Origin of the sequence: Pseudomonas sp. BC42, assembly GCF_021560055.1 — a bacterium.
GTDB lineage: Bacteria > Pseudomonadota > Gammaproteobacteria > Pseudomonadales > Pseudomonadaceae > Aquipseudomonas.
Genome location: NZ_CP091067.1, coordinates 4,482,533 through 4,503,098, shown reverse-complemented (window position 1 = coordinate 4,503,098; position 20,566 = coordinate 4,482,533). Strand labels below are relative to the sequence as shown.

The 20,566-nt window shown below is 66.1% G+C and carries 18 protein-coding genes and 1 pseudogene; 11 read left to right on the top strand and 8 right to left on the bottom strand.

Going from position 1 to position 20,566, the window contains the following annotated elements; genetic code table 11:
* Positions 1-145: 145 nt before the first annotated feature.
* Positions 146-1,309: a nitric oxide-sensing protein NosP gene (gene nosP, locus L1O02_RS20095; RefSeq protein WP_060838509.1), complete on the top strand. Its 1,164-nt coding sequence runs from the start codon at positions 146-148 to the stop codon at positions 1,307-1,309.
* A complete protein-coding gene (gene nahK, locus L1O02_RS20090; RefSeq protein WP_235758572.1) occupies positions 1,239-3,875 on the top strand; it encodes a hybrid sensor histidine kinase/response regulator NahK/ErcS' in 2,637 nt (878 codons plus the stop codon). The genes nosP and nahK overlap by 71 nt, the downstream gene beginning before the upstream one ends.
* 409 nt (positions 3,876-4,284) lie before the next feature.
* On the opposite strand, the gene L1O02_RS20085 is transcribed toward nahK, so the two are convergent.
* The 6 genes from L1O02_RS20085 to L1O02_RS20060 form a co-directional block, all read right to left on the bottom strand.
* The gene (locus L1O02_RS20085; RefSeq protein ID WP_011060504.1) at positions 4,285-4,950 is read right to left on the bottom strand and encodes a response regulator transcription factor; all 666 of its coding nucleotides are present in this window, start codon (positions 4,948-4,950) and stop codon (positions 4,285-4,287) included.
* A 47-nt stretch (positions 4,951-4,997) separates the two neighbouring features.
* Positions 4,998-5,540, bottom strand: a complete 543-nt coding sequence (locus tag L1O02_RS20080) for a PQQ-dependent catabolism-associated CXXCW motif protein (RefSeq protein WP_235758571.1) — start codon at positions 5,538-5,540, stop codon at positions 4,998-5,000.
* Positions 5,541-6,083: 543 nt separating this feature from the next.
* Positions 6,084-6,878: an ABC transporter permease gene (locus tag L1O02_RS20075; protein ID WP_060838512.1), complete on the bottom strand. Its 795-nt coding sequence runs from the start codon at positions 6,876-6,878 to the stop codon at positions 6,084-6,086.
* Positions 6,875-7,633 carry an ABC transporter ATP-binding protein gene (locus L1O02_RS20070; RefSeq protein ID WP_235758570.1) on the bottom strand — a complete coding sequence of 253 codons (759 nt, stop codon included), beginning with the start codon at positions 7,631-7,633 and terminating at the stop codon, positions 6,875-6,877. The genes L1O02_RS20075 and L1O02_RS20070 overlap by 4 nt, the downstream gene beginning before the upstream one ends.
* Positions 7,630-8,604, bottom strand: a complete 975-nt coding sequence (locus L1O02_RS20065) for a YVTN family beta-propeller repeat protein (RefSeq protein ID WP_060838514.1) — start codon at positions 8,602-8,604, stop codon at positions 7,630-7,632. The genes L1O02_RS20070 and L1O02_RS20065 overlap by 4 nt, the downstream gene beginning before the upstream one ends.
* Positions 8,605-8,634: 30 nt before the next feature.
* A complete protein-coding gene (locus tag L1O02_RS20060) occupies positions 8,635-9,819 on the bottom strand; it encodes an ABC transporter substrate-binding protein (RefSeq protein ID WP_235758569.1) in 1,185 nt (394 codons plus the stop codon).
* Between the two features lie 191 nt (positions 9,820-10,010).
* Between L1O02_RS20060 and L1O02_RS31125 the strand changes: the two genes are divergently transcribed.
* The 5 genes and pseudogenes from L1O02_RS31125 (at position 10,011) to L1O02_RS20040 (ending at position 12,649) form a co-directional block, all read left to right on the top strand.
* Positions 10,011-10,133, top strand: a complete 123-nt coding sequence (locus L1O02_RS31125) for a hypothetical protein (RefSeq protein WP_019092738.1) — start codon at positions 10,011-10,013, stop codon at positions 10,131-10,133.
* A gap of 2 nt (positions 10,134-10,135) precedes the next feature.
* Positions 10,136-11,407, top strand: coding sequence for a HAMP domain-containing sensor histidine kinase (locus tag L1O02_RS20055; protein ID WP_235758568.1), 1,272 nt, complete (start codon positions 10,136-10,138; stop codon positions 11,405-11,407).
* Positions 11,407-12,045 carry a response regulator transcription factor gene (locus L1O02_RS20050; protein ID WP_060838517.1) on the top strand — a complete coding sequence of 213 codons (639 nt, stop codon included), beginning with the start codon at positions 11,407-11,409 and terminating at the stop codon, positions 12,043-12,045. Before L1O02_RS20055 ends, L1O02_RS20050 begins: the two co-directional genes overlap by 1 nt.
* A 42-nt stretch (positions 12,046-12,087) precedes the next feature.
* Positions 12,088-12,324: a type II toxin-antitoxin system ParD family antitoxin gene (locus tag L1O02_RS20045; protein ID WP_060843072.1), complete on the top strand. Its 237-nt coding sequence runs from the start codon at positions 12,088-12,090 to the stop codon at positions 12,322-12,324.
* Positions 12,321-12,649: pseudogene (locus L1O02_RS20040) on the top strand (type II toxin-antitoxin system RelE/ParE family toxin). The gene L1O02_RS20045 and the pseudogene L1O02_RS20040 overlap by 4 nt, the downstream one beginning before the upstream one ends.
* A 1,164-nt stretch (positions 12,650-13,813) precedes the next feature.
* On the opposite strand, the gene L1O02_RS20035 reads toward L1O02_RS20040, so the two are convergent.
* On the bottom strand, positions 13,814-14,473 hold the full coding sequence (locus L1O02_RS20035; protein WP_108542702.1) for a pentapeptide repeat-containing protein: 660 nt from the start codon (positions 14,471-14,473) through the stop codon (positions 13,814-13,816).
* 187 nt (positions 14,474-14,660) lie between these two features.
* Complete coding sequence (gene exaA, locus L1O02_RS20030) at positions 14,661-16,556, bottom strand: quinoprotein ethanol dehydrogenase (RefSeq protein WP_108542703.1); 1,896 nt, start codon at positions 16,554-16,556, stop codon at positions 14,661-14,663.
* Positions 16,557-16,809: 253 nt separating this feature from the next.
* Between exaA and pedF the strand changes: the two genes are divergently transcribed.
* The 4 genes from pedF to L1O02_RS20010 are packed head-to-tail and all read left to right on the top strand — an operon-like array spanning position 16,810 to position 19,896.
* On the top strand, positions 16,810-17,271 hold the full coding sequence (pedF, locus tag L1O02_RS20025; RefSeq protein WP_016967318.1) for a cytochrome c-550 PedF: 462 nt from the start codon (positions 16,810-16,812) through the stop codon (positions 17,269-17,271).
* A 5-nt stretch (positions 17,272-17,276) separates the two neighbouring features.
* Entirely contained in the window at positions 17,277-18,152 is an 876-nt protein-coding gene (locus tag L1O02_RS20020) for a transporter substrate-binding domain-containing protein (protein ID WP_108542704.1), read from the top strand.
* A gap of 8 nt (positions 18,153-18,160) precedes the next feature.
* A complete protein-coding gene (locus L1O02_RS20015; RefSeq protein WP_060838521.1) occupies positions 18,161-18,931 on the top strand; it encodes a quinoprotein dehydrogenase-associated SoxYZ-like carrier in 771 nt (256 codons plus the stop codon).
* 35 nt (positions 18,932-18,966) lie between these two features.
* A complete protein-coding gene (locus L1O02_RS20010; protein WP_235758567.1) occupies positions 18,967-19,896 on the top strand; it encodes a quinoprotein relay system zinc metallohydrolase 1 in 930 nt (309 codons plus the stop codon).
* Positions 19,897-20,566: the final 670 nt, after the last annotated feature.

Here is a 20,566-nt window from a genome sequence, read left to right as displayed (position 1 = left end):
AGCCTTGCACCAAACCGGCCGACACTTTCGCTCGCAAGCCAGCACCTACGCCCATGGAACCGGCTACCCGCTACCCAAGTAGCATTCGTGCTCCGGGGCCGGCTTCGTACACTCATTGCTCAGACAACCGGCGCCGGAGGCGACGATGCAGCAAGCCCAGAGCGAGGGCGTGGTCAGTGCCATGTCCCAGGCCGTCGATCCGCAGCAGGTGGCCCAGGACCTGGCCAGCCAGTTGCTGCATCCGCACCTGGGCTTCGTGCTGTTTTTCTGTTCCGCCGAATACCCCCTGCACACCCTGGGTCCGGCCCTGCAGCAGAGCTTTGGCGGCATCCCCCTGGTGGGCTGCACCAGCGCCGGGGAAATCACCCCCCTGGGCTACGGGCGCAATTGCGTGACCGCCATCGGCTTCGATCACCGGCACTTTTCCATCGCCGCCGAGCTGATCGACCAGATGGAACACTTCAGCCTGATCGACGCCCAGCAGATGGTCGAACGCCTGGTGGGCCGCTGCCGCAGCAACACCCTGGCGCCGATCAAGGGCAACAGCTTCGCCCTGACCCTGCTGGACGGCCTGTCGAGCCGCGAAGAAATGGTCCTGGCCGCTCTCAGCGCAGCCCTGGGGGACATTCCCCATTTCGGCGGTTCGGCCGGCGATGACAACTACCTGACCCACACCCACGTGTATTACGGCGGCGAGTTCCACAGCGGCGCGGCGGTGGTGGTGCTGGTCAACACCTGGCTGGATTTCGAGGTGTTCACCACCCACCACATCCAGCCCCGGGAAGAAAAACTGGTGGTCACCGGCGCCGACAGCGCCTCGCGCCGGGTCTATGAACTGAACGCGGAACCGGCCGCCGAGGAGTACGCACGGTTGATCGGCGTGCCCCTGGCGCAGCTCGACCATCGGGTGTTCGCCGCCCACCCGCTGGCGGTGCGCATCAACCAGCACTACTACGTGCGCGCGGTGCAGCAGGTGCACCCGGACCTGAGCCTGAGTTTCTACTGCGCGGTGGAGAACGGCATCGTCCTCACCGCCATGACCCCCGGCCCCTTGCTGCCCAACCTGCAACAGCTGTTCGACGGTTTGCAGCAGCGCCTGGGCAGCCTGTTGCTGACCATCGGCTGTGACTGCTTTTTGCGTCGCCTGGAGCTGGAGGATCGCGGCAGCCTGGATGAGATCGGGGCCTTTTTGCGGGATCAACGGGTGATGGGTTTCAACACCTACGGAGAACAGTTCAATGGCATGCACATCAACCAGACCTTCACCGGGGTCGCCATTGCCCGCAGTCGAACTCCGGCCCGCCGCTGAGCTGCAAGCGCAGCTCGATGACCTGCAGCGCGAGAACCGCAAGCTGCGGCGGATCAACGCGGCGCTGATCGAACGGGTCGAATCGGGCATCACCCGCGGCAACGACCCTTACGCGGCGTTCCAGCATTCGGTGGTGCTGGCCGAGCAGGTGCGCGAACGCACCGACGCCCTGAACCAGGCCATGGCCGAGCTCAAGGCCGGCAACCATCTGCTCAGCGAGGCGCGGCTGCGGGCCGAGACGGCCCACCAGCACCTGATCGACGCCATCGAGAGCATTTCCGACGCCTTCGTGCTGTTCGACCAGGAGCAGCGCATCGTCCTGTTCAACAGCCGCTTCCGCGCCTTCTGGACCCACGGCCGGGTGCGGATCATGGCCGGCATGCGCCTGTCGGAAGTGCGCCGGCTGATGACCAGCACCGGGCTGTTCAGCGAGGAACCGCGCAGCGGCGCCGACGAACAGCCGCTGTATCGCCTGCACAACGGCCGCTGGCTGCAGGTCAGCGAACGGCCGACCCGGGAGGGCGGGCGGGTGATCCTGTTCACCGACATCACCGAGGTCAAGCACAGCGAAACCCTGCGCCGGGAGCAGGCGGTGGCGCAAAAGTCCCACCTGCTGCAACGGGCGGTGGACAACCTGTCCCAGGGCGTGGCCATGGTCAGCGCCGAAGGCATTCTCGAACTGTGGAACCGGCGCTTCCTGGAGCTCAGCGGGTTGGCCCCGGTGGCCGCGCACCGCTTGTTTGCCGAGGTCATCGGCGACAGTGAGCTGAGCCTGCTGACCCCCGCCAGCCGCGACGGCAATGGCCGGGTGATCCACGAGTGCGAGCAACGTTTGAGCGACGGCCGGGTCCTGGAGATCCGCACCCATCCGCTACCCACCGGCGGTTTCGTCAACACCTTCACCGACATCACCGAGCGCTACCAGCACGCCGAGGCCCTGAGCGAGAGCGAGCGCTGGATTCGCCTGATCACCGACCATGTGCCGGCGCTGATCGCCTACCTGAATGCCGACCTGGTGTATGAGTTCACCAACAAGGTCTATGAGGAGTGGTACTGCTGGCCACGGGGCGTGATGCTCGGCCAGAGCCTGCGCGAGGTGCACAGCGAACAGCACTACCAGCGCCTGGAAAGCTACGTGGAGCGGGCCCTGGCGGGGGAGAGCGTGACCTTCGAGTTCGCCGAAACCAACGTCAACAACCAGGAGCGCTACATGCTGCGCTCCTACGTGCCCAACCGCCTGGCCAATGGCGAAGTGGTGGGGATTTTCGTGCTGATCCGCGACATCACCGAACGCCGGCGCACCGCCGAGGCCTTGCATCAGGCCTACCAGAACCTGGAGCTGCGGGTGCGCGAACGCACCGCAGAACTGACCACCCTCAACCAGCAGCTGCTGCGCGAGATCGAAGAGCGCAGCCGGGTCGAATCACGCTTGCGCGAGGCCAAGAGCGAGGCCGAGCGGGCCAACCTGTCGAAGACCAAGTTCCTCGCCGCGGTCAGCCATGACCTGCTGCAACCCCTGAATGCCGCGCGGCTGTTCACCAGCGCCTTGCTGGAGCGCCGCGACCCCCAGGCCAGCAGCGCCCTGGTGCGCAATGTCAGCAACTCCCTGGAAGACGTGGAGAACCTGCTGGGTACCCTGGTGGACATCTCCAAGCTTGATGCCGGGGTGATCAAGGCCGACATCGCGCCTTTCGCCTTGAGCGAACTGTTGGAAAACCTCGCCGCCGAGTACGCCCAGGTGGCTCGCAGCGAAGGCCTGGAACTGCACTTCGTGGCGTGCTCGGCCCTGGTGCGCAGCGACATCCAGCTGCTGGCGCGAATCCTGCGCAACCTGCTGAGCAACGCCATCCGCTACACCCGCCAGGGCCGGGTGGTGCTCGGTTGCCGGCGCCAGGGGCACTGGCTGTCGATCGAAGTCTGGGACAGTGGCATGGGCATCGCCGCCGAACGCCTGGAAGAAATCTTCCAGGAATTCAAGCGCGGTGAAGAACAGCGCCCGGACCAGGACCGCGGCCTGGGCCTGGGGCTGGCCATCGTGGAAAAGATTGCCGGGATCCTCGGCCACCGCATCGGCGTGCGCTCCTGGCCGGGGCGCGGTTCGGTGTTCAGCGTGCAAGTACCCATCAGCGCCAGCGCGCCCTTGCCGGCGCCGCGCCCGGAGCTGGGCGACGCCCTGCTGGAACGTTTGCACGGCGCGCGGATCTGGGTGCTGGATAACGACGCGGCGATCTGCGCCGGCATGCGCACCCTGCTCGAAGGCTGGGGCTGCCAGGTGATCACCGCCTTGTCCGAAGAAGACCTGGCGCGCCAGGTCGACGACTACCGCGCCGACGCCGACCTGCTGATTGCCGACTACCACCTGGACCACCAGCAGAACGGCATCGACGCCGTGGCACGAATCAACGCCCGCCGCGCCCTGGCGATCCCGGCGATGATGATCACCGCCAACTACAGCAACGAGCTCAAACAGCAACTGCGGCAGCTGGGCCACACCCTGATGCACAAACCGGTGCGCCCGATGAAACTCAAGACCGCCATCAGCCACCTGCTGACGCCCCCCGTGTAGCCGCTGCCGCAGGCTGCGCCCGGCTCCGCAGGAGACGCCAAACCTGGCAACGCGGTCCACCAGAACACCCCGCGTGACCCGATTCACCGCCACGGCGTTGGTCGCGATGATTGCGCGGGTCTTCAGAATCGCAGGAAGGGCCTTCGGCCCTTGTCGCAGCCTCGCCGAAGGCTCGGCAGCGGCTACAGGACTTGCAGGTTGCGGAAGGCTTCGTGTAGCCGCTGCCGCAGGCTGCGCCCGGCTCCGCAGGAGACGCCAACCCTGGCAACGCGGTCCACCAGAACAACCCGCGTTATCCGATTCACCGCCACGGCGTTGGTCGCGATGAATGCGCCGGTCTTTAGAATCGCAGGAAGGGCCTTCGGCCCTTGTCGCAGCCTCGCCGAAGGCTCGGCAGCGGCTACAGGGGTTAGCGGCGTAGGTAGGCGCCGAAATCGATATCCCCGGCACTGAGGATCGCTTGCACCCGGTTGTGCACGTTGAGCTTGCGCAGGATCGCCGAGACGTGGGCCTTCACTGTGGTTTCGGCAATGTCCAGGGTGTAGGCGATCTGTTTGTTGGACTCGCCCTTGGTCATGCGTTCCAGCACCAAAAGCTGTTTGCGGGTCAGGGCCTGGAGCAGTTCCGGGGGGAAGCTCGGGGTCTCGCTGCTGCGGCGTCCCGGCTGGCTTTTCTGGGTGCGGATGATGTCCGGCGGCAGGTACACGTTGCCGTTGAGGATCTGTTCGATGGCCTCGGTCATCTGCGAGCGCGCCGAGGATTTGGTGATGAAGCCGACGGCGCCGTAGGTGATGGCCTGGAGCACGATCTGCTTGTCCTGCTCGGCGGAGACGATCACCACCGGAATGGTCGGCGCTTCGTTGCGCAGGGTGATCAGGCCGTTGAGGCCGTGCATGCCGGGCATGTTCAGGTCCAGCAGGATCAGGTCGAGGTCGTCGTGCTCCTGGGTCAGGGCCAGGGCGCTGTCCAGGTCGGCGGTTTCCATCACCTCGCTGCCGGGAAATCCGTCGCTGATGACGTTGTGAATGGCTTCGCGAAACAGTGGGTGATCGTCGGCTATCAGAATTTTATACATGGCCTTTCACCTCGTTATTGTGATTGTGCGGGGGCGCGCTGGCGGCTTCAGGGAAAGGCTTCCGGCTGGGCCGCCACCACGGGCAAGCCGGCGGCCTCCCAGGCGTCCAGGCCGTCGCGATACCAGTAGAGGGAGGTATAGCCCAGGGCTGCGGCGCGTTTTACCGCGTTCCAGCTCAGCCAGCAATCGGCGCGGCAATAAAAGACCAGCGGTTGTTGCCGGTTGCCGGCGCTGAGCTGCTGCAGGTAGCGGCTGAAGTAGCGCTGCCACTCGGGGCTCAGCTCGCCGTCGCCGGTATTGGCCAGCCAGTGGCTGCCGGGCAGGTTGGCGTGGGGCTCGCTGTCGATGAAGCGGCCTTGCAGCCATTGCCGGCGATAGACGTCGATCAGCAGGGGTTTGGGTTGCGCCTGGAGCAGGGCCTGCAAACCCTGGGTGTCGATGATCTGCGCGACCTCGATCTGCGTGGGCGTCGGGCTGCGGTAGAGGCTGGTGCGATAGCCGTCGGCGGAAAACAGCGGCGTCTCGGCCTGGGCCATTCCCAGGGTCAGGCACAGGGACAGCAGGGCCAGGGTCTGCAGGGCACGGGGCATAAGGGGGTTGTCCTTCTTGTTATGCGCCCATTACATGCCAGCGCGGGGGCATTTGTGAATGCGACCATCGACAGCAAAAGCAGTACCAAAGTCGTAGGTCCTGGCTGGGTGACGCTCTTGTAGTTGTCTGTAGCCGCTGCCGCAGGCTGCGAACGGCTTGGGCGGCATTCCGACGGAGGAGACGCCAGACCTGCCGACGCGGTCCAGCAGGACAGTCCGCCGGGTTCTCTTCACAGCTATGTGCTGGTGTTTGTATCGCTGGAAGGGCCTTCGGCCCTTGTCGCAGCCTCGCCGTAGGCTCGACAGCGGCTACAGGCGTTGTAGAGATTGCGGAGATTGCAGGGCTTCGTGTAGCCGCTGCCGCAGGCTGCGAACGGCTCCGGAGGAGACGCTAAACCTGCTGGCGCGGTCCAGCAGGACAGTCCACCGGGTTCTGTTCACAGCTATGTGCCGGTCTTTGCATCGCTGGAAGGGCCTGCGGCCCTTGTCGCAGCCTCGCCCAAGGCTCGGCAGCAGCTACAGAGGCTCTTTATCTGGAGATGTTTAGGCGGTGCTTTTGCGCAGGGCGGCGTGTTGCGGGTTGAAGGTCAGTACCGCCAGCAGGGAGAACACCAGGGTCAGCCCCAGGCACACCGCCAGGGCCAGGAGGTTGAGGCGTTGATACAGGGCGAAGCGCACCAGCTCCACGGCGTGGGTGAAGGGGTTGAGGGCGCACAGCCAGTACAACCAAGGGCTGGCTTCGAGCATCTTCCACAGCGGGTACAGCGCCGAGGACAGGAAGAACAGCGGGAAGATCACGAAGTTCATCACCCCGGCAAAGTTCTCCAGTTGGCGGATGGCGTTGGACAGCAGCAACCCCAGGGCGCTGAGCATCAGGGCCACCAGCAGCAACGCCGGCAGCGCGGCCAGCAGGCCCATGGCCGGCGGCTGCACGCCATACAGCCAGGCCACGGCGAGGAAGGCGTAGACCTGCAGCAGCGAGATCAATGAGGTGGCCAGCAGCTTGCTGGCCAGCAGGAAGGCCCGGGGCAGGGGGCTGGTGAGCAGCACGCGCATGCTGCCCATTTCCCGGTCGTAGACCATCGACAGCGAGCCCTGCATGCCGTTGAACAGCAGGATCATGCAGGCCAGCCCGGGGACGATGTAGACCTCGTAGGGAATGTAGGTGCTGTAGGGTTCGATGATGGCGATGCCCAGGGCCGCGCGAAAGCCGGCGGCGAACACCAGCAGCCACAGCAGGGGCCGCACCAGGGCGCTGAGAAAGCGTGTGCGCTGCAGCACGAAGCGCAGCCATTCGCGCAGCACGATGCCGCGCAGGCACTGCCAGTAGGCGTTCATGCGAGCGGTTCTCCGATCGGCGCCGGGCGCGGCTGGGGATTCTGGGTCAGGCGGGCGAAGGCCGTGCCCAGGTCGCCGCCCTGTTGCTGGCTGATGGCGCTGGCCACGCCACTGGCCACCAGGCGCCCCTGATGCAGGATCAGCAACTGGTCGTCGGCCTGCACTTCATCCAGCAGGTGGGTGGTCCAGAGCACGCTCAGGCGCTGTTCCTGGCACAGCTGGCGAATGTGCCGGCTGAGGGCCAGGCGGCTGGCCGGGTCGAGGCCGGCGCTGGCTTCATCGAGCAGCAGCAGGCGCGGTTCATGCAGCAGGGCGCGGGCGATTTCCACCCGCCGGCGGTGGCCGCCATTGAGGGCGCGCACGCTCTCCCGACGCCGTTCGGTGAGGCCCTGGCGCGCGAGTTCGGCGTCGATCCGCGCCTGGGCCTGGCGCCGCGACAAACCGTGCAGTGCGGCGTGGTAGTGCAGGTTCTGCTCGACGCTCAGGTCCAGGTCCAGGGTGCTTTGCTGGAACACCACGCCGAGCTGGCGCAGGGCGGCCCGGGCGGCGTTGCGCAGGGAGCAGCCGCCGACGCGGATGTCGCCCTGCTGCAGGTCGTAGAGCCTTGTGAGCAGGGCGATCAGGGTCGACTTGCCGGCGCCGTTGGGCCCCAGCAGGGCAGCAAAGCGCCCGGGAGCCAGGCTCAGGCTGACCTGATCGAGGGCCTGGCGCGGGCCGTAGGCGAAGCTCAGCTGGCTGACCTCCAAAGCGTTCATGGGGTCACCACCACGCCCCAGGGATAGCGCCCGACCTTCACCGACTTGAGCACCTTGAGGCTGTTGACATCGATCACCGAGACATCGCCGCTGACCCCGTTGGTGGCCAGCAGCTGGCTCTGGTCCGGGGTGAATGCCAGCTGCCAGACCCGCCGCCCCACCAGCAGGTAGTCGAGGATCTCGTAGGTCTTGGCGTCGATCACCGCCACGTGGTTGGCCGGGCCCAGGGCGACGAAGGCGTACTTGCCGTCGGCGCTGAGCTTGATGCCCACCGGCTGCACCTTGTCCGGGTGCACGCCCTTGATCTTGAAGTTCAGGGTCTTGAGCACCTGGCGCGTGGCCACGTCGAGGATGGTCACGGTGCCGCCGATTTCCGCCGAGGCCCAGAGCCTTGAGCCGTCCTGGTTGAACTCGACGAAGCGCGGGCGCTGGTCCACCAGGGTGCTGTCGGCCAGGGTCTGGGTGCTGGTGTCGATCCAGTGCAGCATGTTGGTGGTTTCGCTGGTGTTGACCGCCCACTTGCCATCAGGGCTCACCGCCATGCCCTCGGGCTCGACCCCGACGTTGATCTGGCCGAGGACCTTGGCGGTCTCGGTGTCGATCACCGTGACCAGCGCATCGTCCTCGTTGGACACGTACAGCCAGCGGTTGTTGGGGTGCAGGGCGAACTGCTCGGGGTCCTTGCCGGAGGGCAGCTCCTTGATGATCTTGCGGGTGGCCACGTCCATCACCTGGACCCGGTCCGAATCGCTGGCGCAGATGTACAGCAGCTTGTTGTCATGGGACAGCAGCAGCCCGCGCGGGCGCTGGCCCACCGGCAGGGTCTGGGTGACTTCCAGGGTCTGCAGGTCGATCAGGCTCAGGCTGTTGTCCTTTTCGTTGGAGACCCAGGCCGTGGCGGCCATGGCGTGCCCGGCGGCGAGCAGCAGGGCCGCGCAAAGGGCAGAGCGGCAGAGAAGAGGGCGGCGCATGGCGGATTCCTTGTTGTTGTGGTGATCGGATCAGGGGTAGCGGCAGGTCACTTCGGGGCGGTCGTAGCCCAGGCTGTCCATTTCGTTGAAGGGGTGCAGGAAGCCGTCCTGGGGCGAGGTGCTGACCAGGGCCCGGGGCTGCACCAGGGGAATCGGCTGGCGCAGTTCGCCGTTCCACGGCCGGTAGCTGAGCTTGCGGCCCTTGAAGCCGTCCAGCGGCAGCTGGTCGCTGAGCAGCAGCGCCTGCAGGGCCCGCGGGTCGGCCTGGCGCAGTTTGCTCACGGCGCTGGCGACGCTGCGCACGGCCATCCAGGCGGCGAAGTCGCGGTCGTTCATCCAGCGCCCGGCCTGGGCTTCGAAGCGCTTTTGCAACTGCGCGGCGCCGAAGGTTTCCACGCTCTTGTGCCAGCCGGTGGGGGTCAGGCCCTGGGTGCCGGCCACCGGGCGCGGGTACCAGGTCTGGTAGGGCAGGTATTCGCCGAAATCGCCGCGCTCGTCGGCCACCAGCACCACGTCGTATTCGGCGGTCTGGGTGAACAGCGGCATGTCGGCCTGGGCGCTGCGGCGCTGGTCGTTGTCGAAGCTCCAGGCTTTCTCGGCGACGATCTTCAGGCCGAAGTGCTGCATGGCCCGGCGCAAGGCGTCGGCGTAGGCGCGGTCGTCTTCGGTCTGGCCGACGATGAGCAAGGCCCGCTGCCATTTGCGCAGCACCATGAACTGCACCAGGGCGTCGGCCAGCATCGCCCGGCCGGGCAGGCTGTGCAGCACGTTGCCCAGGCACTGGCTGCTGCGCAGGGCGTCGTCGGGGCTGCCGGCGTTGAACAATAGGCTGTCGGGCAGGGCCGCCGACAACTCCCGCAGGCTGGCCGCCGGGGCATTCACCACGAACAGCCGCAGGCCCTGGTCGTGCTGGGCCCTGGCGGCTTGCAGCAGTGCCTCGGGGCTGTCGACGCTGGCGCTGTCGAGCTGGAACTGCTGCTTGAGAAAGCGCCCGGTGCTGTTGCTGTCGACAATCGCCAACTGGGCGCCTTGCAGACCGGCGTCGGCGGGCTCGGGGATGATGTTGGACAGCAGCGGGCCGGGGTCAGGGCGATAGCCCAGGTAGCCGATGCGCACCTGCAAGGGTTCCTCGTTGGCCTGGCTGGCGCTCAGGGGCAGCAGGAGCGAGGCCAGCACCAGCAGGCAAGTCGGGATAAGCGGGGCAGGCTTGTGCATAGGGCGCTCCACGGCAGGTGGCGCCAGCATAGGAACAGCGTCGGGGCGGGGAAATATGCAGAAAGTAGCGCCCGGGCAGTACCAAGGTAGTAACCCGGCGCGGGCGCGGCGGTCTTAGCATGGTCCCTGCGGCCTCGATCCTGGCCTGAATCTGCCCCGAACCCTGAGCCCGAACCTTGAGAGCGACGCCCATGCGCATCATCAAAGTGCTGCTCCTGCCCTTGCTGCTGATCCTCAGCCTGATCGGCGTCGATCGCCTGCACGGCCCGCGCCCGGTCGTGCCCCTGGCGGTGCCGCTGGTTCCGGGGCGCTAGGCATGTCGGCGCTGTGGCGGATCAACCTGTGGGTCACGGCGTTCTTTGCCGTGGTGACCCTGGCCTGCGCCGGCTTGCTGCTGCATCAGGCGGTGGCCGATGTCGAGCGTGAACTGCAGTCCGCCGAAGCGGTGGTGGAGTACTTGAGCGACAGCGCCGAGCGCAACCCGGCGGGCCTGCAACCGCATCTCACCCAGAGCCTGCGCCATGTGCGGGTGCACTGGCTGGGGCCGGACGAGGCGGCGCGCATGCCCGAGCAGGCCGGGCTGGACGCCTGGCTTGGCCGCCAGCTGTTCAGCGACCGTCGCCACAGCGCCCGGGAACTGGACCTGGGCGACGGCCGCCGGGTGCTGATCGCCGTGGACGCGCGGGATGAGATCGATGAAGTTTGGGATTCCCTGCAACAGCTGTTGAGCCTGTGCGGCCTGGCCCTGCTTTTGAGCCTGCTGACCATCCGCTGGGCAGTACGTCGGGGCATGGGCTTGCTGGATGATTTGCTGCGGGCCTTGCAGCAGGTGTCCGGCGGGCAACTGGCGGTGCGCCTGCGCGAAGCCGGCCTGCCGGAAGCGCGACAACTGGCCGGACACTTCAACCGGATGACCGCGACCCTGGAGCAGACCCGCGCCGACAACGCGCAACTGACCCAGGCCCTGCTGGCGGTGCAGGAGCGCGAACGCACCTACCTGGCGCAGACCCTGCACGACGACCTCGGGCAATACCTGGCGGGCATCCGCGCCCAGGTCTGCCTGCTGCGCATGGTCAGCGGCCAGCCCACGGTGGTGGAACACACGGCCCAGGCCCTGGAACTCAATTGCGAACGCTTGCAGCTGGGCTTTCGCGCCCTGGTGCAGGACCTGTACCCGGTGGTGCTGCAGCACCTGCCGCTGGCCGAAGCCTTCGGCCTGCTGGTGAGCCAATGGCAGGACAGCCAGGGCATCGACTGCCAATTGCGGGTCGGCGCCGACCTGCCGGCGTTGCCCGACGCCAGCAAGACCCACCTCTACCGTCTGCTGCAAGAGGCGCTGACCAACGTCGCCCGGCACGCCGGCGCCAGCCAGGTGCGGGTGCGCCTGCAACGCAGCGCCCGGGGCCTGCGCCTGCTGGTGCGCGACAACGGATGCGGCGCACGCCAGCCCCAGCGCCCCGGCGTCGGCCTGCACTCGATGGCCGAACGGGCCCGCAGCCTGGGGGGCGAACTGCACATCCTCAGCCGTCCCGGTGCCGGTTGGGCGCTGGCCTTGAACATGCCCCTGAACATGCCCGTGGAGGCCTGATGAACATCTTGTTGGTGGATGACCACGCCGTGGTTCGCCAGGGTTACGCCAGCCTGCTGCGCGCGGTATTGCCGGCGATGCAGGTGCGCGAAGCGGCCAGCGGCGAAGAAGCCCTGACCCGGGTCGCCGAAGAAGTGCCGAACCTGGTGATCATGGATTTCGGCCTGCCGGGCATCAGCGGCCTGGAGACCACCCGCCGCCTGCGCCAGCGCCTGCCGCAACTGCGGGTGCTGTTTTTCAGCATGCACGACGAACTGCCCCTGGTGCGCCAGGCCCTGGAGGCCGGTGCCTCGGGCTACCTGACCAAGAACTCCGCACCCCAGGTGCTGATCGAAGCGGTGCACCGGGTGCTGGCCGGACACGCCTACATCGAACAGCCCCTGGCCACCCAACTGGCCTGCACCCCGGCGCAGAACGCCAGCGACCCGCGCTTGCAGAGCATGACCCAGCGCGAGCTGGAGATCTTCGTGATGCTGGCCAAGGGCACCCCGGCGCGGGTGATTGCCGAGCAGCTGTGCATCAGCGCCAAGACTGTGTCGAACCATTTGACCTTGCTCAAGAGCAAGCTGCAGGTCAGCTCCCATGCGGAGTTGGTGCATTTGGGGATTGATATGGGGGTGGTGCGGGTGGCGGGGTGAGGGGGTATGGTTTGGCAAAATTTGTCAAAGGCGGACAAAGCCATGAGCACCATGAACATTTCCCTGCCGGACGCTCTCAAGTCCTTTGTCGATGATCAAGTCAGCCAGCGCGGCTACAGCACCAGCAGTGAATATGTGCGTGAGCTGATTCGCAAGGATCAGGATCGGCAACATCTGCGTGGCCTGTTGTTGGCCGGTGCTCAATCGGCGCCGGGCACTGCTGTGCAGGGTGACTATTTCGAATCCCTGCGTGCCAGGGTTCACAAGGCGCGAAGATGAAAGCCAAGCCGGTCATGCCACGCGCCCTTGCCAGCCAGGATGTGGAAGGTGTTATCAACTACTACCTTGACCAACAGGCCGAGCAGGCTGCGCTCGGTTTTATCGATGCTTTGAAAAGCCCTATCTACATATCGGCCGCCATTCGGCCTCGAGTATGTCTCGCTACGCCCACGAGCTGGATCTGCCGGGGGTGCTTTGCTGGCCGCTGAAGCGCTATCCCTATCTGGTGTTCTACGTTGAACGCGATGACCACATCGATGTATGGCGGGTTTTGCATGGTATGCGGGACTTTCCTGAGTGGTTGGCTGAAGGTGTTTTCCGGTAGTGGTGGGGGATGTTGGGGGCTTTTTGTGGTGAAGGGGCGGGGTGTATATCCGTTGCTGAGGGTGTGGCTGCTGGTGGTTTCGTCTTTAGGGGGCTGTGCCACGGGGTACATATCCGTTGCTGCGGGTGCGGCCACTTAGGGTTTCGCCCTTACGGCGATGGGGGACGGAGTACATATCCGTTGCTGCGGGTGCGGCCACTTAGGGTTTCGCCCTTGCGGCGATGGGGGACGGAGTACATATCCGTTCCTGCGGTTATGGCCACTTATGGTTTCGCCCTTACGGCGAGTCCCTTTTTACAAACGCCTAAAAAGGAACCAAAAACGCTTGCCCCTCCATGGGCCCCTCGCTGGGGCTCGGGGTTCCCTCTCTCCGGCATTGCTCCGGGGGCCCGCCACCAACCGGCCATCCATGGCCGGGTGGCGGCTAGCTCGGCATCCATGCCGAGCTGCCCCCTACGCAACGCCTGCGCTCGGCCGGCTGGGAAGGGGCCTGAAGATCAAGATCAAGATCAAAAGTCAACGCCAAAACCCAGGTGCGCAGGCCGGCTCCTTGTAGCCGCTGCCGAAGGCTGCGAACGAGCGCTCGCGCTCGCAAAACCAGGCGGAGCGATAGGTCAGGAATATCGGGGAGGCAGGTTTAGCGTCTCCTGCGGAGCCGTTCGCAGCCTGCGGCAGCGGCTACATGTAATGCGAACGGCGATGAAACAGGTTGGCCGGCAGGCCGCATTCAGATTTTGTTTTTGATCTGGCTTTTGATCTTCCTGCCCCCTTAGACACGATGGCCGAACGCAGGCATTGATCCGTGGGTAACCCGGCAGGGATGCCGGGTTAGCCGCACTGGGCCATGGATGGCCCATTGCGGCGGCCCACGGATCAATGCCGGAGTTCGGGCATGCCGAGCCCCAGCGAGGCACCGAGTGGAGGGGCAGGAGCCTTTGGTTACTTTGGGCTGGCCGGCATTCCGGGTTTCAAAGTGACTCGCTGTAAGAGCGAAACCCTAAGTGGCCGTGACCGCAGAAATGGATATGTACCCCGTCCCACTCGCTGTAAGAGCGAAACCCTAAGTGGCCGCACCCGCAGCAACGGATATGTACCCCGTCCCACTAGCTGAAAGAGCGCCCCCCAGGTGGCCACACCCACAGCACCGGCTATGCCCCCAACCCCCTACTTATCCCACGTCCCCGGACACCCCTGGCACCCCTCCATATTGGCATCCTGAAAATTCCCATAATGCTGCCGCGCCCCGCGCAAATCGGCGCGTTCCAGATTGCTTTCGCCCAGTTTGGCTTCCTGCAGATTGGCCTCGCTCAGATTGGCCCCTTGCAGATCGGCCTTGTTCAACCAGGCCATCTCCAGATCCGCCGCCTGCAGGTTGGCCCGGTGCAGCTTGGCCCCGGACAGCCGGGCAAATTGCAGGTAGGCCGCGCTGAGGTTGGCATTCTCGAATTGCGCGCCCTGGGCAAACAGGCTCCAGCCCTGGATCGCCATCAGCTTGGCGTCGCTGAAGTCCGCCAGCCGTAGGTTGCTCTGTTGCAGGCTGGCGCGGGTCAGGTTGGCGCCTTGCAGGCGGGCTTTTTCCAAATTGGCCAGGTCCAGCTGGGCATGGCGCAGGTCGGCGCCGGAGAGGTCGGCGCCGGCCAGGTTCATCTTGCGCAGGTCCTGGTTGGCCAGGTTGGCGCCGCGCAGGTTGGCGCCCGGGCATTGGCTGGATTCGGCAATCAGGCAGCCATTGATGGTCAGGGGTACATCGTTGCCGTCGTCGTCGACGTTCACCGCGAAGGCGGGGGAGAGGCCCAACAGCAGGACCAGGGGCAGGTAGTTCATGGTGCGGTTCTCCAGGCGGGAGTGAAGGCGGGTGGGGCGAGGGCGCTGGCGCCCGCTGGACCGGCCGGCGCCCCGGGGGCGTAGCCGTCGTGAACCCGGCCCACGCGGTAGGCCTGAGCTATCGCGTGGGCAGGGTTCGGAGCCGCTGCGCGGCCCAGCGGGCGCCAGCGCCCTCGCCACCAGTCGGTCAGCGCTGGGCGGTCTTGTTATCCCAGCTCGGGATCTTGAACACCCAGAACGAACCGCCTTGGGCCACCGGCTTGGTCAGTTCGGCCATGTCGCCACCCCACAGCGGCACCGCGCCGCCGTAGCCCACGGTCACGCCGATGTACTGCTCGCCGTCCTGTTCCCAGGTGATGGGCGGCGAGACGATGCCGCTGCCGGTCTGGAATTTCCACAGCTCCTTGCCGGTCTTGGCGTCGAAGGCCTTGAAGAAGCCGTCGCCGGTGCCGGTGAACACCAGGTTGCCCTTGGTCGCCAGGACGCCGGCCCACAGTGGCAGGTGTTCCTTGTGTTCCCACACCAGCTTGCCGGTGGTCGGGTCCATGGCGCGCAGGGTGCCGACGTGGTCGTCGTACATGCGCTTGATACGGAAGCCCATCCCCAGGTAGGCCGAGCCTTTCTTGTAGTTCACTTCCTCGGTCCAGTACTCCTCCTTCCACTGGTTGCCGGGGATGTAGAACAGCCCGGTGTCCTGGCTGTAGGCCATGGGGTTCCAGTTCTTGCCCCCCAGGAACGGCGGCGAGACTTCCACCGGCTTGCCCTTGGTTTCACCTGGCAGCGGCTTGGCCGGACGCTGGCCGGGATTCTCTACGGGGCGGCCGGTCTTGAGGTCGATGTGGCTGGCCCAGGTGATGTTGTCGACGAAGGGGAAGGCGTTCTGCAGTTTGCCGTTGTTGCGGTCCACCACGTAGAAGAAGCCGTTGCGGTCGGCGTGGCCGGTGGCCTTGACCACTTTGCCGTCCTTGCCCTTGTAGTCGAACAGCACCAGTTCGTTGTTGCCGGAGAAGTCCCAGGCATCGTTCGGCGTGTGCTGGTAGAACCATTTCACTTCGCCGGTGCTCGGGTCGACGCCGACCTGGCCCGAGGTGTACAGGCTGTCGTAGTCGTGGGGATTGCCGTCCTTGGCGGTGCGCGCCCAGGTGTTCCACGGCCCGGGGTTGCCGGCGCCGACGATGATGGTGTTGGTTTCGGCATCGAAGCTGGCGCTCTGCCAAGGGGCGCCGCCGCCGTGGCTCCAGGCTTCGACCTTGCCGGTTTCGGTGGTCTTGTCATCGGGCCAGGACGGTGCCTTGACGTCGCCGGTGGGGGTGCTGTCCTTGCCGTTCAGGCGGCCCATGTGGCCTTCGACGAAGGGCCGCATCCACACCTCTTCGCCGGTCTCCGGGTCGCGGGCGAACAGCTGGCCGACCACGCCGAATTCATCGCCGGAGCTGCCGTGGATCAGCAGCACCTTGCCGCTGGTCTTGTCCTTGATCAGCACCGGGGCGCCGGTCATGGTGTAGCCCGCGCTGTGGTCGCCGAACTTCTTGTTCCACACCACCTTGCCGGTGTTCTTGTCCAGGGCGATGACCCGGGCGTCGAGGGTGCCGAAGTAGATCTTGTCGCCGTAGATCGCCGCGCCGCGGTTGACCACGTCGCAGCACGGGCGAATGTTGTCCGGCAGGCGGTGGTTGTAGGTCCACAGGCGCTTGCCGGTCTTGGCGTCGAGGGCGAACACCCGCGAGTAGGAGCCGGTGACGTAGACCACGCCGTCGCTGACGATGGCCTGGGATTCCTGGCCGCGCTGCTTCTCGTCGCCGAAGGAGTAGGACCAGGCCGGGGTCAGCTTGAACACGTTCTTGTCGTTGACCTGGGCCAGGGGGCTCCAGCGCTGGGCGTTGGTGCCCATGCCGTACTGCAGCACGTCCTGGGTGGTCAGGTGGTCGTTGGCGATGTCTTCCCAGGTGACGTTCTTGCTGGCAGGTGCCGCCGGGGCGGTGGCCGCTGTGGCCGCCGTGCCCAGGGACAGGCTGCCGGCCAGCAGCAGGGCCTGGACGGCAAGGCTCAGGGGGGAAAGGGCGGGTAGCGATCTTATTGTCATGGTTGCAGTTCCCAGTGGAGGTTTTGGCCTGACTAGGGTCTGCCCCGGGGCGGGTGTTGAGATACGGAAAAAGTCCCGCCCTTGCCGGGAATAGTTCCCGGGCGGCACCTGATTTAGGCCCGCGCCACAAGCCCTACTACCAAGGGAGTAGGGCGCGACCACCAAAGCAGCATACGGCCGTCCGCCGGCTGTTCCTAAGATGGCGCCATGGCCTCTGTAGCGAGGTCTTGCGTGCAATCTTGAGGGCATAACAATGACAACAAAACGCAACGCCTTGCTCGCGGTAGGGCTGCTGACCGGTGCCTTGGCCACCGGTGCTGTATGGGCTCATGGCAACGTGGTGCCCCAGGCGGTGGAAACCAAGGGCCTGACGCCGATCAAGGACGCCGGGGTGAGCGTCGATGGCGACGGCTGGGCTTCGGTCAACCCGTACCGCACCTCGCCCGAGCACGACAAGGCGGTGGAAATCGGCGCCTCGGCCTACAACCAGAACTGCGCCGCCTGCCATGGCCTGGAAGCCAAGTCCGGCGGCATTGCGCCGGATTTGCGCATGCTCGATGCCGGTGAAGCCGGGGATGAATGGTTCGTCGAGCGGGTGCGCCACGGCGCGGTGCGCGATGGCCGGGTGTACATGCCGAAGATGGCCGACTACCTGAGCCAGGAAGCCCTGTGGGCGGTGCGCACCTACCTGGACAGCGTGCGCGTCGAGGAGTGATTGCCATGGGCCGCCTGGCGCTGTTTCTCAGTGGCTTGCTGCTGTGCTGCGCGGCGGCGCAGGCCGGGGTGCGCAACTACGACACGATGATCGCCTCCGGTGAGCTGAAGGTGGCGGTGTACCAGGATTTTGCCCCCTACAGCTTCGAGGACCAGGGCCAGCCCCGGGGCGTCGACGTCGAGCTGGCGCAAGCCCTGGCCGAGGCCCTGGGGGTGCGCCTGCAACTGATCTGGGCGCCCCCCGGGGAGAAGCTCGACGACGACTTGCGGGATTACATCTGGCGCGGCAGCCCGTTGCGCCACCAGCAGTTGGCCGACCTGATGATGCGCGTGCCCTACGACCACGACTACGCGCAAAAGCGCAATGAACTGGGGGAGCTGGCCAACGACCACGTGGTGATGTTCGGCCCCTATCAGGAGGAGCGCTGGCAGGTGGCATTCGACCGCCGCCGGCTGGACTCGGTGGCCAGTGTCGCGGTGTTCCAGGAGCACCCGATCGGGGTCGAGGTGGACAGCGTGCCCTCGTTCTACCTGACCTCGGTGTTCAACGGCATGCTCAGTGCCAAGACCCATCATTACCCCAGCGTGCAGCAGGCCTTCGGTGCCTTGCGGGCCGGGCAGGTGGACGCGGTGATGGCCATGCGCGGCGAGATCGACTGGCAGTTGCATAAGGCCGCCGACCCGCAGCTGGCCCTGGCGGAGAACGCCTACCCGAACATGGGCAAGCAGGTGTGGGAGATCGGCATGGCGGTGCATGAAAGCAACCGCCAGCTGGCCTATGCCGTGGAGGAGGCCCTGGAAGGGCTGATCCGCGACGGTCGCCTGCAGGCGCTGTACGCCCGTTATGGCCTGCGTTACGAGGTCCCGGAGATGTATCAATAGGAGCTGCGATGAACTGGCGAGCGACCTGTCTGCTGGCGTGCTGGCTGCCCTTGGCGACCCCGGCGCTGGCCGCCGATCCCCAGGCCCCGGGCGCGGACCCGGTGCCCTCGGTGATGTGGGCCTTCTACCACAAGCAATTGCTGGGCGATGCCGCGTTCGTCTTCGATGACCGGGTCAAGCTGCTGGCGCCGCCCTTTGCCGAGGATGCGCGGCAGGTGCCGCTGGAGATCGACGCCCGGGCCTTCAGCGGCGACGTGGTGCGCATCCTTGCCTGGGCCGAGCTCAACCCCTTGCCGCGCATTGTCGATTTCGTGCCGGGGGAGCGGGTGCTGCCCTGGCTGTCGATCCGCATCCGCATCGAGCAGGCCACGCCGCTGCGCGCCGCGGTGCAGACCCGCGACGGCCTGTGGCACGTGGGCTCGACCCTGATCGATGCCGCCGGTGGCGGCTGCACCGCCCCCAGCGTGGTGCGCACCCAGCCGGGCTGGGAAGAGCACATCGGCGAGGTGCTGGGCGGGCGTTACCCGCGGGGTGATGCCAGCCGTCTGCGCCTGCAAGTGTCTCACCCGATGGACAACGGCCTGGTCAGCGGCATCCCCGAGTTCTTTCTCAACCACGCCGAACTGCGCGACCCGAACGATCAGCTTCTGGCCAGCCTCGAACTGTTCCCGGCGGTCAGCGAAAACCCCAACCTGGGGTTCGACATCCAGGGGACGGGGCAGACCCGCTTGCTGTTGCGCGACAACAGCGGCAACCAGTTCGAGGCCAAGCTGCCCTGAGCGCATCCTTTGACCCACCCGAGCCGAGGCGCACCATGCGTTGGATCCTGCTGTTGCTGCTATGCCTGGGCCTGCCGGCCCGGGCCGACCTGGACTATCAACTCAAGCCCCGGCAGATCGCCGCGGACACCTGGCTGCTGGAAGGCAGCACCGACAATTTCGCCAAGGCCAACGGCGGCAACATCGTCAACACCGGGTTCATCGTCACCGACAGCGGGGTGGTGGTGATCGACAGCGGGCCGTCGAAACGCTACGGCGAAGCCTTGCGCCGGGCGATTGCCGCCACCACCGACAAGCCGGTGATCCAGCTGCTGTTGACCCACCATCATCCCGACCATGTGCTGGGCAACCAGGCCTTTGGCGATGTGCCCATCGGCGCCCTGGCCGGCACAGCCGACCTGCTGCGCCAGCAGGGGGACGCCATGGCCGAGAACCTGTACCGCATGGTCGGCGACTGGATGCGCGGCACCGAGGTGGTGCTGCCGACCCGGGTGCTGGAGCCCGGGGTGCTTGAGGTGGGCGGGCATCGCTTGCGCCTGCTCAGTTTGAGTGGGCACACCGGTGCCGACCTGGCGATTCTCGATGAGAACACCGGGGTGCTGTTTGCCGGTGACCTGGTGTTCTACGAGCGCGCGCTGACCACCCCCAACAGCCCGGGGCTCGGTGTCTGGCTCAAGGACCTGGACACCTTGCAGGCCCTGCCGTGGAAGCTGATCGTTCCAGGCCATGGCCCGGTGGCGACGGATGCCCGGCCCTTTGCCCAGATGCGTGACTACCTGGGCTGGCTGGACGGGTTGATGCGCGACGGCGCCGCCCAAGGCGACGACATGGCGGAGATGATCCGCCGCCCGATCCCCGAGCGTTTTGCCAGCATCAGCCTGACCCGCTACGAGCTGATCCGTAGCGTCAGCCACCTGTACCCGCGTTACGAGCGCCAGCGCCTGCAGCGTATCGACGATCACTGACCCTTGTGGCGAGGGAGCTTGCTCCCGCTCGACCGCGCAGCGGTCGCCAGACCTGAATCCGTGATCTATCAGCAAGAACGGGGTGGCCGCCATTGGGGCGGCTGCGCCACCCAGCGGGAGCAAGCTCCCTCGCCACATCTACATGAGGGATCTTGTGGGGGCTTGCCGGCGAAGGCGGTCTTGCGGGCTTCTTCGCTGGCAAGCCAGCTCCTACGTTAGGCGGGCACACCGCTTGGAGCCTTGTAGGAGCCGGCTTACCGGCGAAGGCGATCTTGCGGGCCTCTTCGCTGGCAAGCCAGCTCCTACGGGAGGCAGGTACATCGCGTGGAGCCTTGTAGGAGCCGGCTTGCCGGCGAAGGCGATCTTGCGGGCTTCTTCGCTGGCAAGCCAGCTCCTACGGGAGGCAGGTACATCGCGTGGAGCCTTGTAGGAGCCGGCTTGCCGGCGAAGGCGATCTTGCGGGCCCCTTCGCTGGCAAGCCAGCTCCTACGGTGCGGGGGCATGGCGCCTGCTTGCCGCTTGTTGCTTGAAGCTTGCCTCTGCCCCTCCAGTACCAAGGAACTAGAAAACTCCGCACTGCGGGCAATTGTTGGCAAACAGGCCGGGACCAAGAATTCCCGGCAGACCGGGAAAATTTCCCGGGAACAACAATAACCGCCGAGGTAGCCGT

Coding starts and splice junctions, on each gene's coding strand:
- nosP (WP_060838509.1), top strand. CDS start 146: ATGCAGCAAGCCCAGAGCGAGGGCGTGGTCAGTGCCATGTCCCAGGCC.
- nahK (WP_235758572.1), top strand. CDS start 1,239: ATGGCATGCACATCAACCAGACCTTCACCGGGGTCGCCATTGCCCGCA.
- L1O02_RS20085 (WP_011060504.1), bottom strand. CDS start 4,950: ATGTATAAAATTCTGATAGCCGACGATCACCCACTGTTTCGCGAAGCC.
- L1O02_RS20080 (WP_235758571.1), bottom strand. CDS start 5,540: ATGCCCCGTGCCCTGCAGACCCTGGCCCTGCTGTCCCTGTGCCTGACC.
- L1O02_RS20075 (WP_060838512.1), bottom strand. CDS start 6,878: ATGAACGCCTACTGGCAGTGCCTGCGCGGCATCGTGCTGCGCGAATGG.
- L1O02_RS20070 (WP_235758570.1), bottom strand. CDS start 7,633: ATGAACGCTTTGGAGGTCAGCCAGCTGAGCTTCGCCTACGGCCCGCGC.
- L1O02_RS20065 (WP_060838514.1), bottom strand. CDS start 8,604: ATGCGCCGCCCTCTTCTCTGCCGCTCTGCCCTTTGCGCGGCCCTGCTG.
- L1O02_RS20060 (WP_235758569.1), bottom strand. CDS start 9,819: ATGCACAAGCCTGCCCCGCTTATCCCGACTTGCCTGCTGGTGCTGGCC.
- L1O02_RS31125 (WP_019092738.1), top strand. CDS start 10,011: ATGCGCATCATCAAAGTGCTGCTCCTGCCCTTGCTGCTGATCCTCAGC.
- L1O02_RS20055 (WP_235758568.1), top strand. CDS start 10,136: ATGTCGGCGCTGTGGCGGATCAACCTGTGGGTCACGGCGTTCTTTGCC.
- L1O02_RS20050 (WP_060838517.1), top strand. CDS start 11,407: ATGAACATCTTGTTGGTGGATGACCACGCCGTGGTTCGCCAGGGTTAC.
- L1O02_RS20045 (WP_060843072.1), top strand. CDS start 12,088: ATGAGCACCATGAACATTTCCCTGCCGGACGCTCTCAAGTCCTTTGTC.
- L1O02_RS20035 (WP_108542702.1), bottom strand. CDS start 14,473: ATGAACTACCTGCCCCTGGTCCTGCTGTTGGGCCTCTCCCCCGCCTTC.
- exaA (WP_108542703.1), bottom strand. CDS start 16,556: ATGACAATAAGATCGCTACCCGCCCTTTCCCCCCTGAGCCTTGCCGTC.
- pedF (WP_016967318.1), top strand. CDS start 16,810: ATGACAACAAAACGCAACGCCTTGCTCGCGGTAGGGCTGCTGACCGGT.
- L1O02_RS20020 (WP_108542704.1), top strand. CDS start 17,277: ATGGGCCGCCTGGCGCTGTTTCTCAGTGGCTTGCTGCTGTGCTGCGCG.
- L1O02_RS20015 (WP_060838521.1), top strand. CDS start 18,161: ATGAACTGGCGAGCGACCTGTCTGCTGGCGTGCTGGCTGCCCTTGGCG.
- L1O02_RS20010 (WP_235758567.1), top strand. CDS start 18,967: ATGCGTTGGATCCTGCTGTTGCTGCTATGCCTGGGCCTGCCGGCCCGG.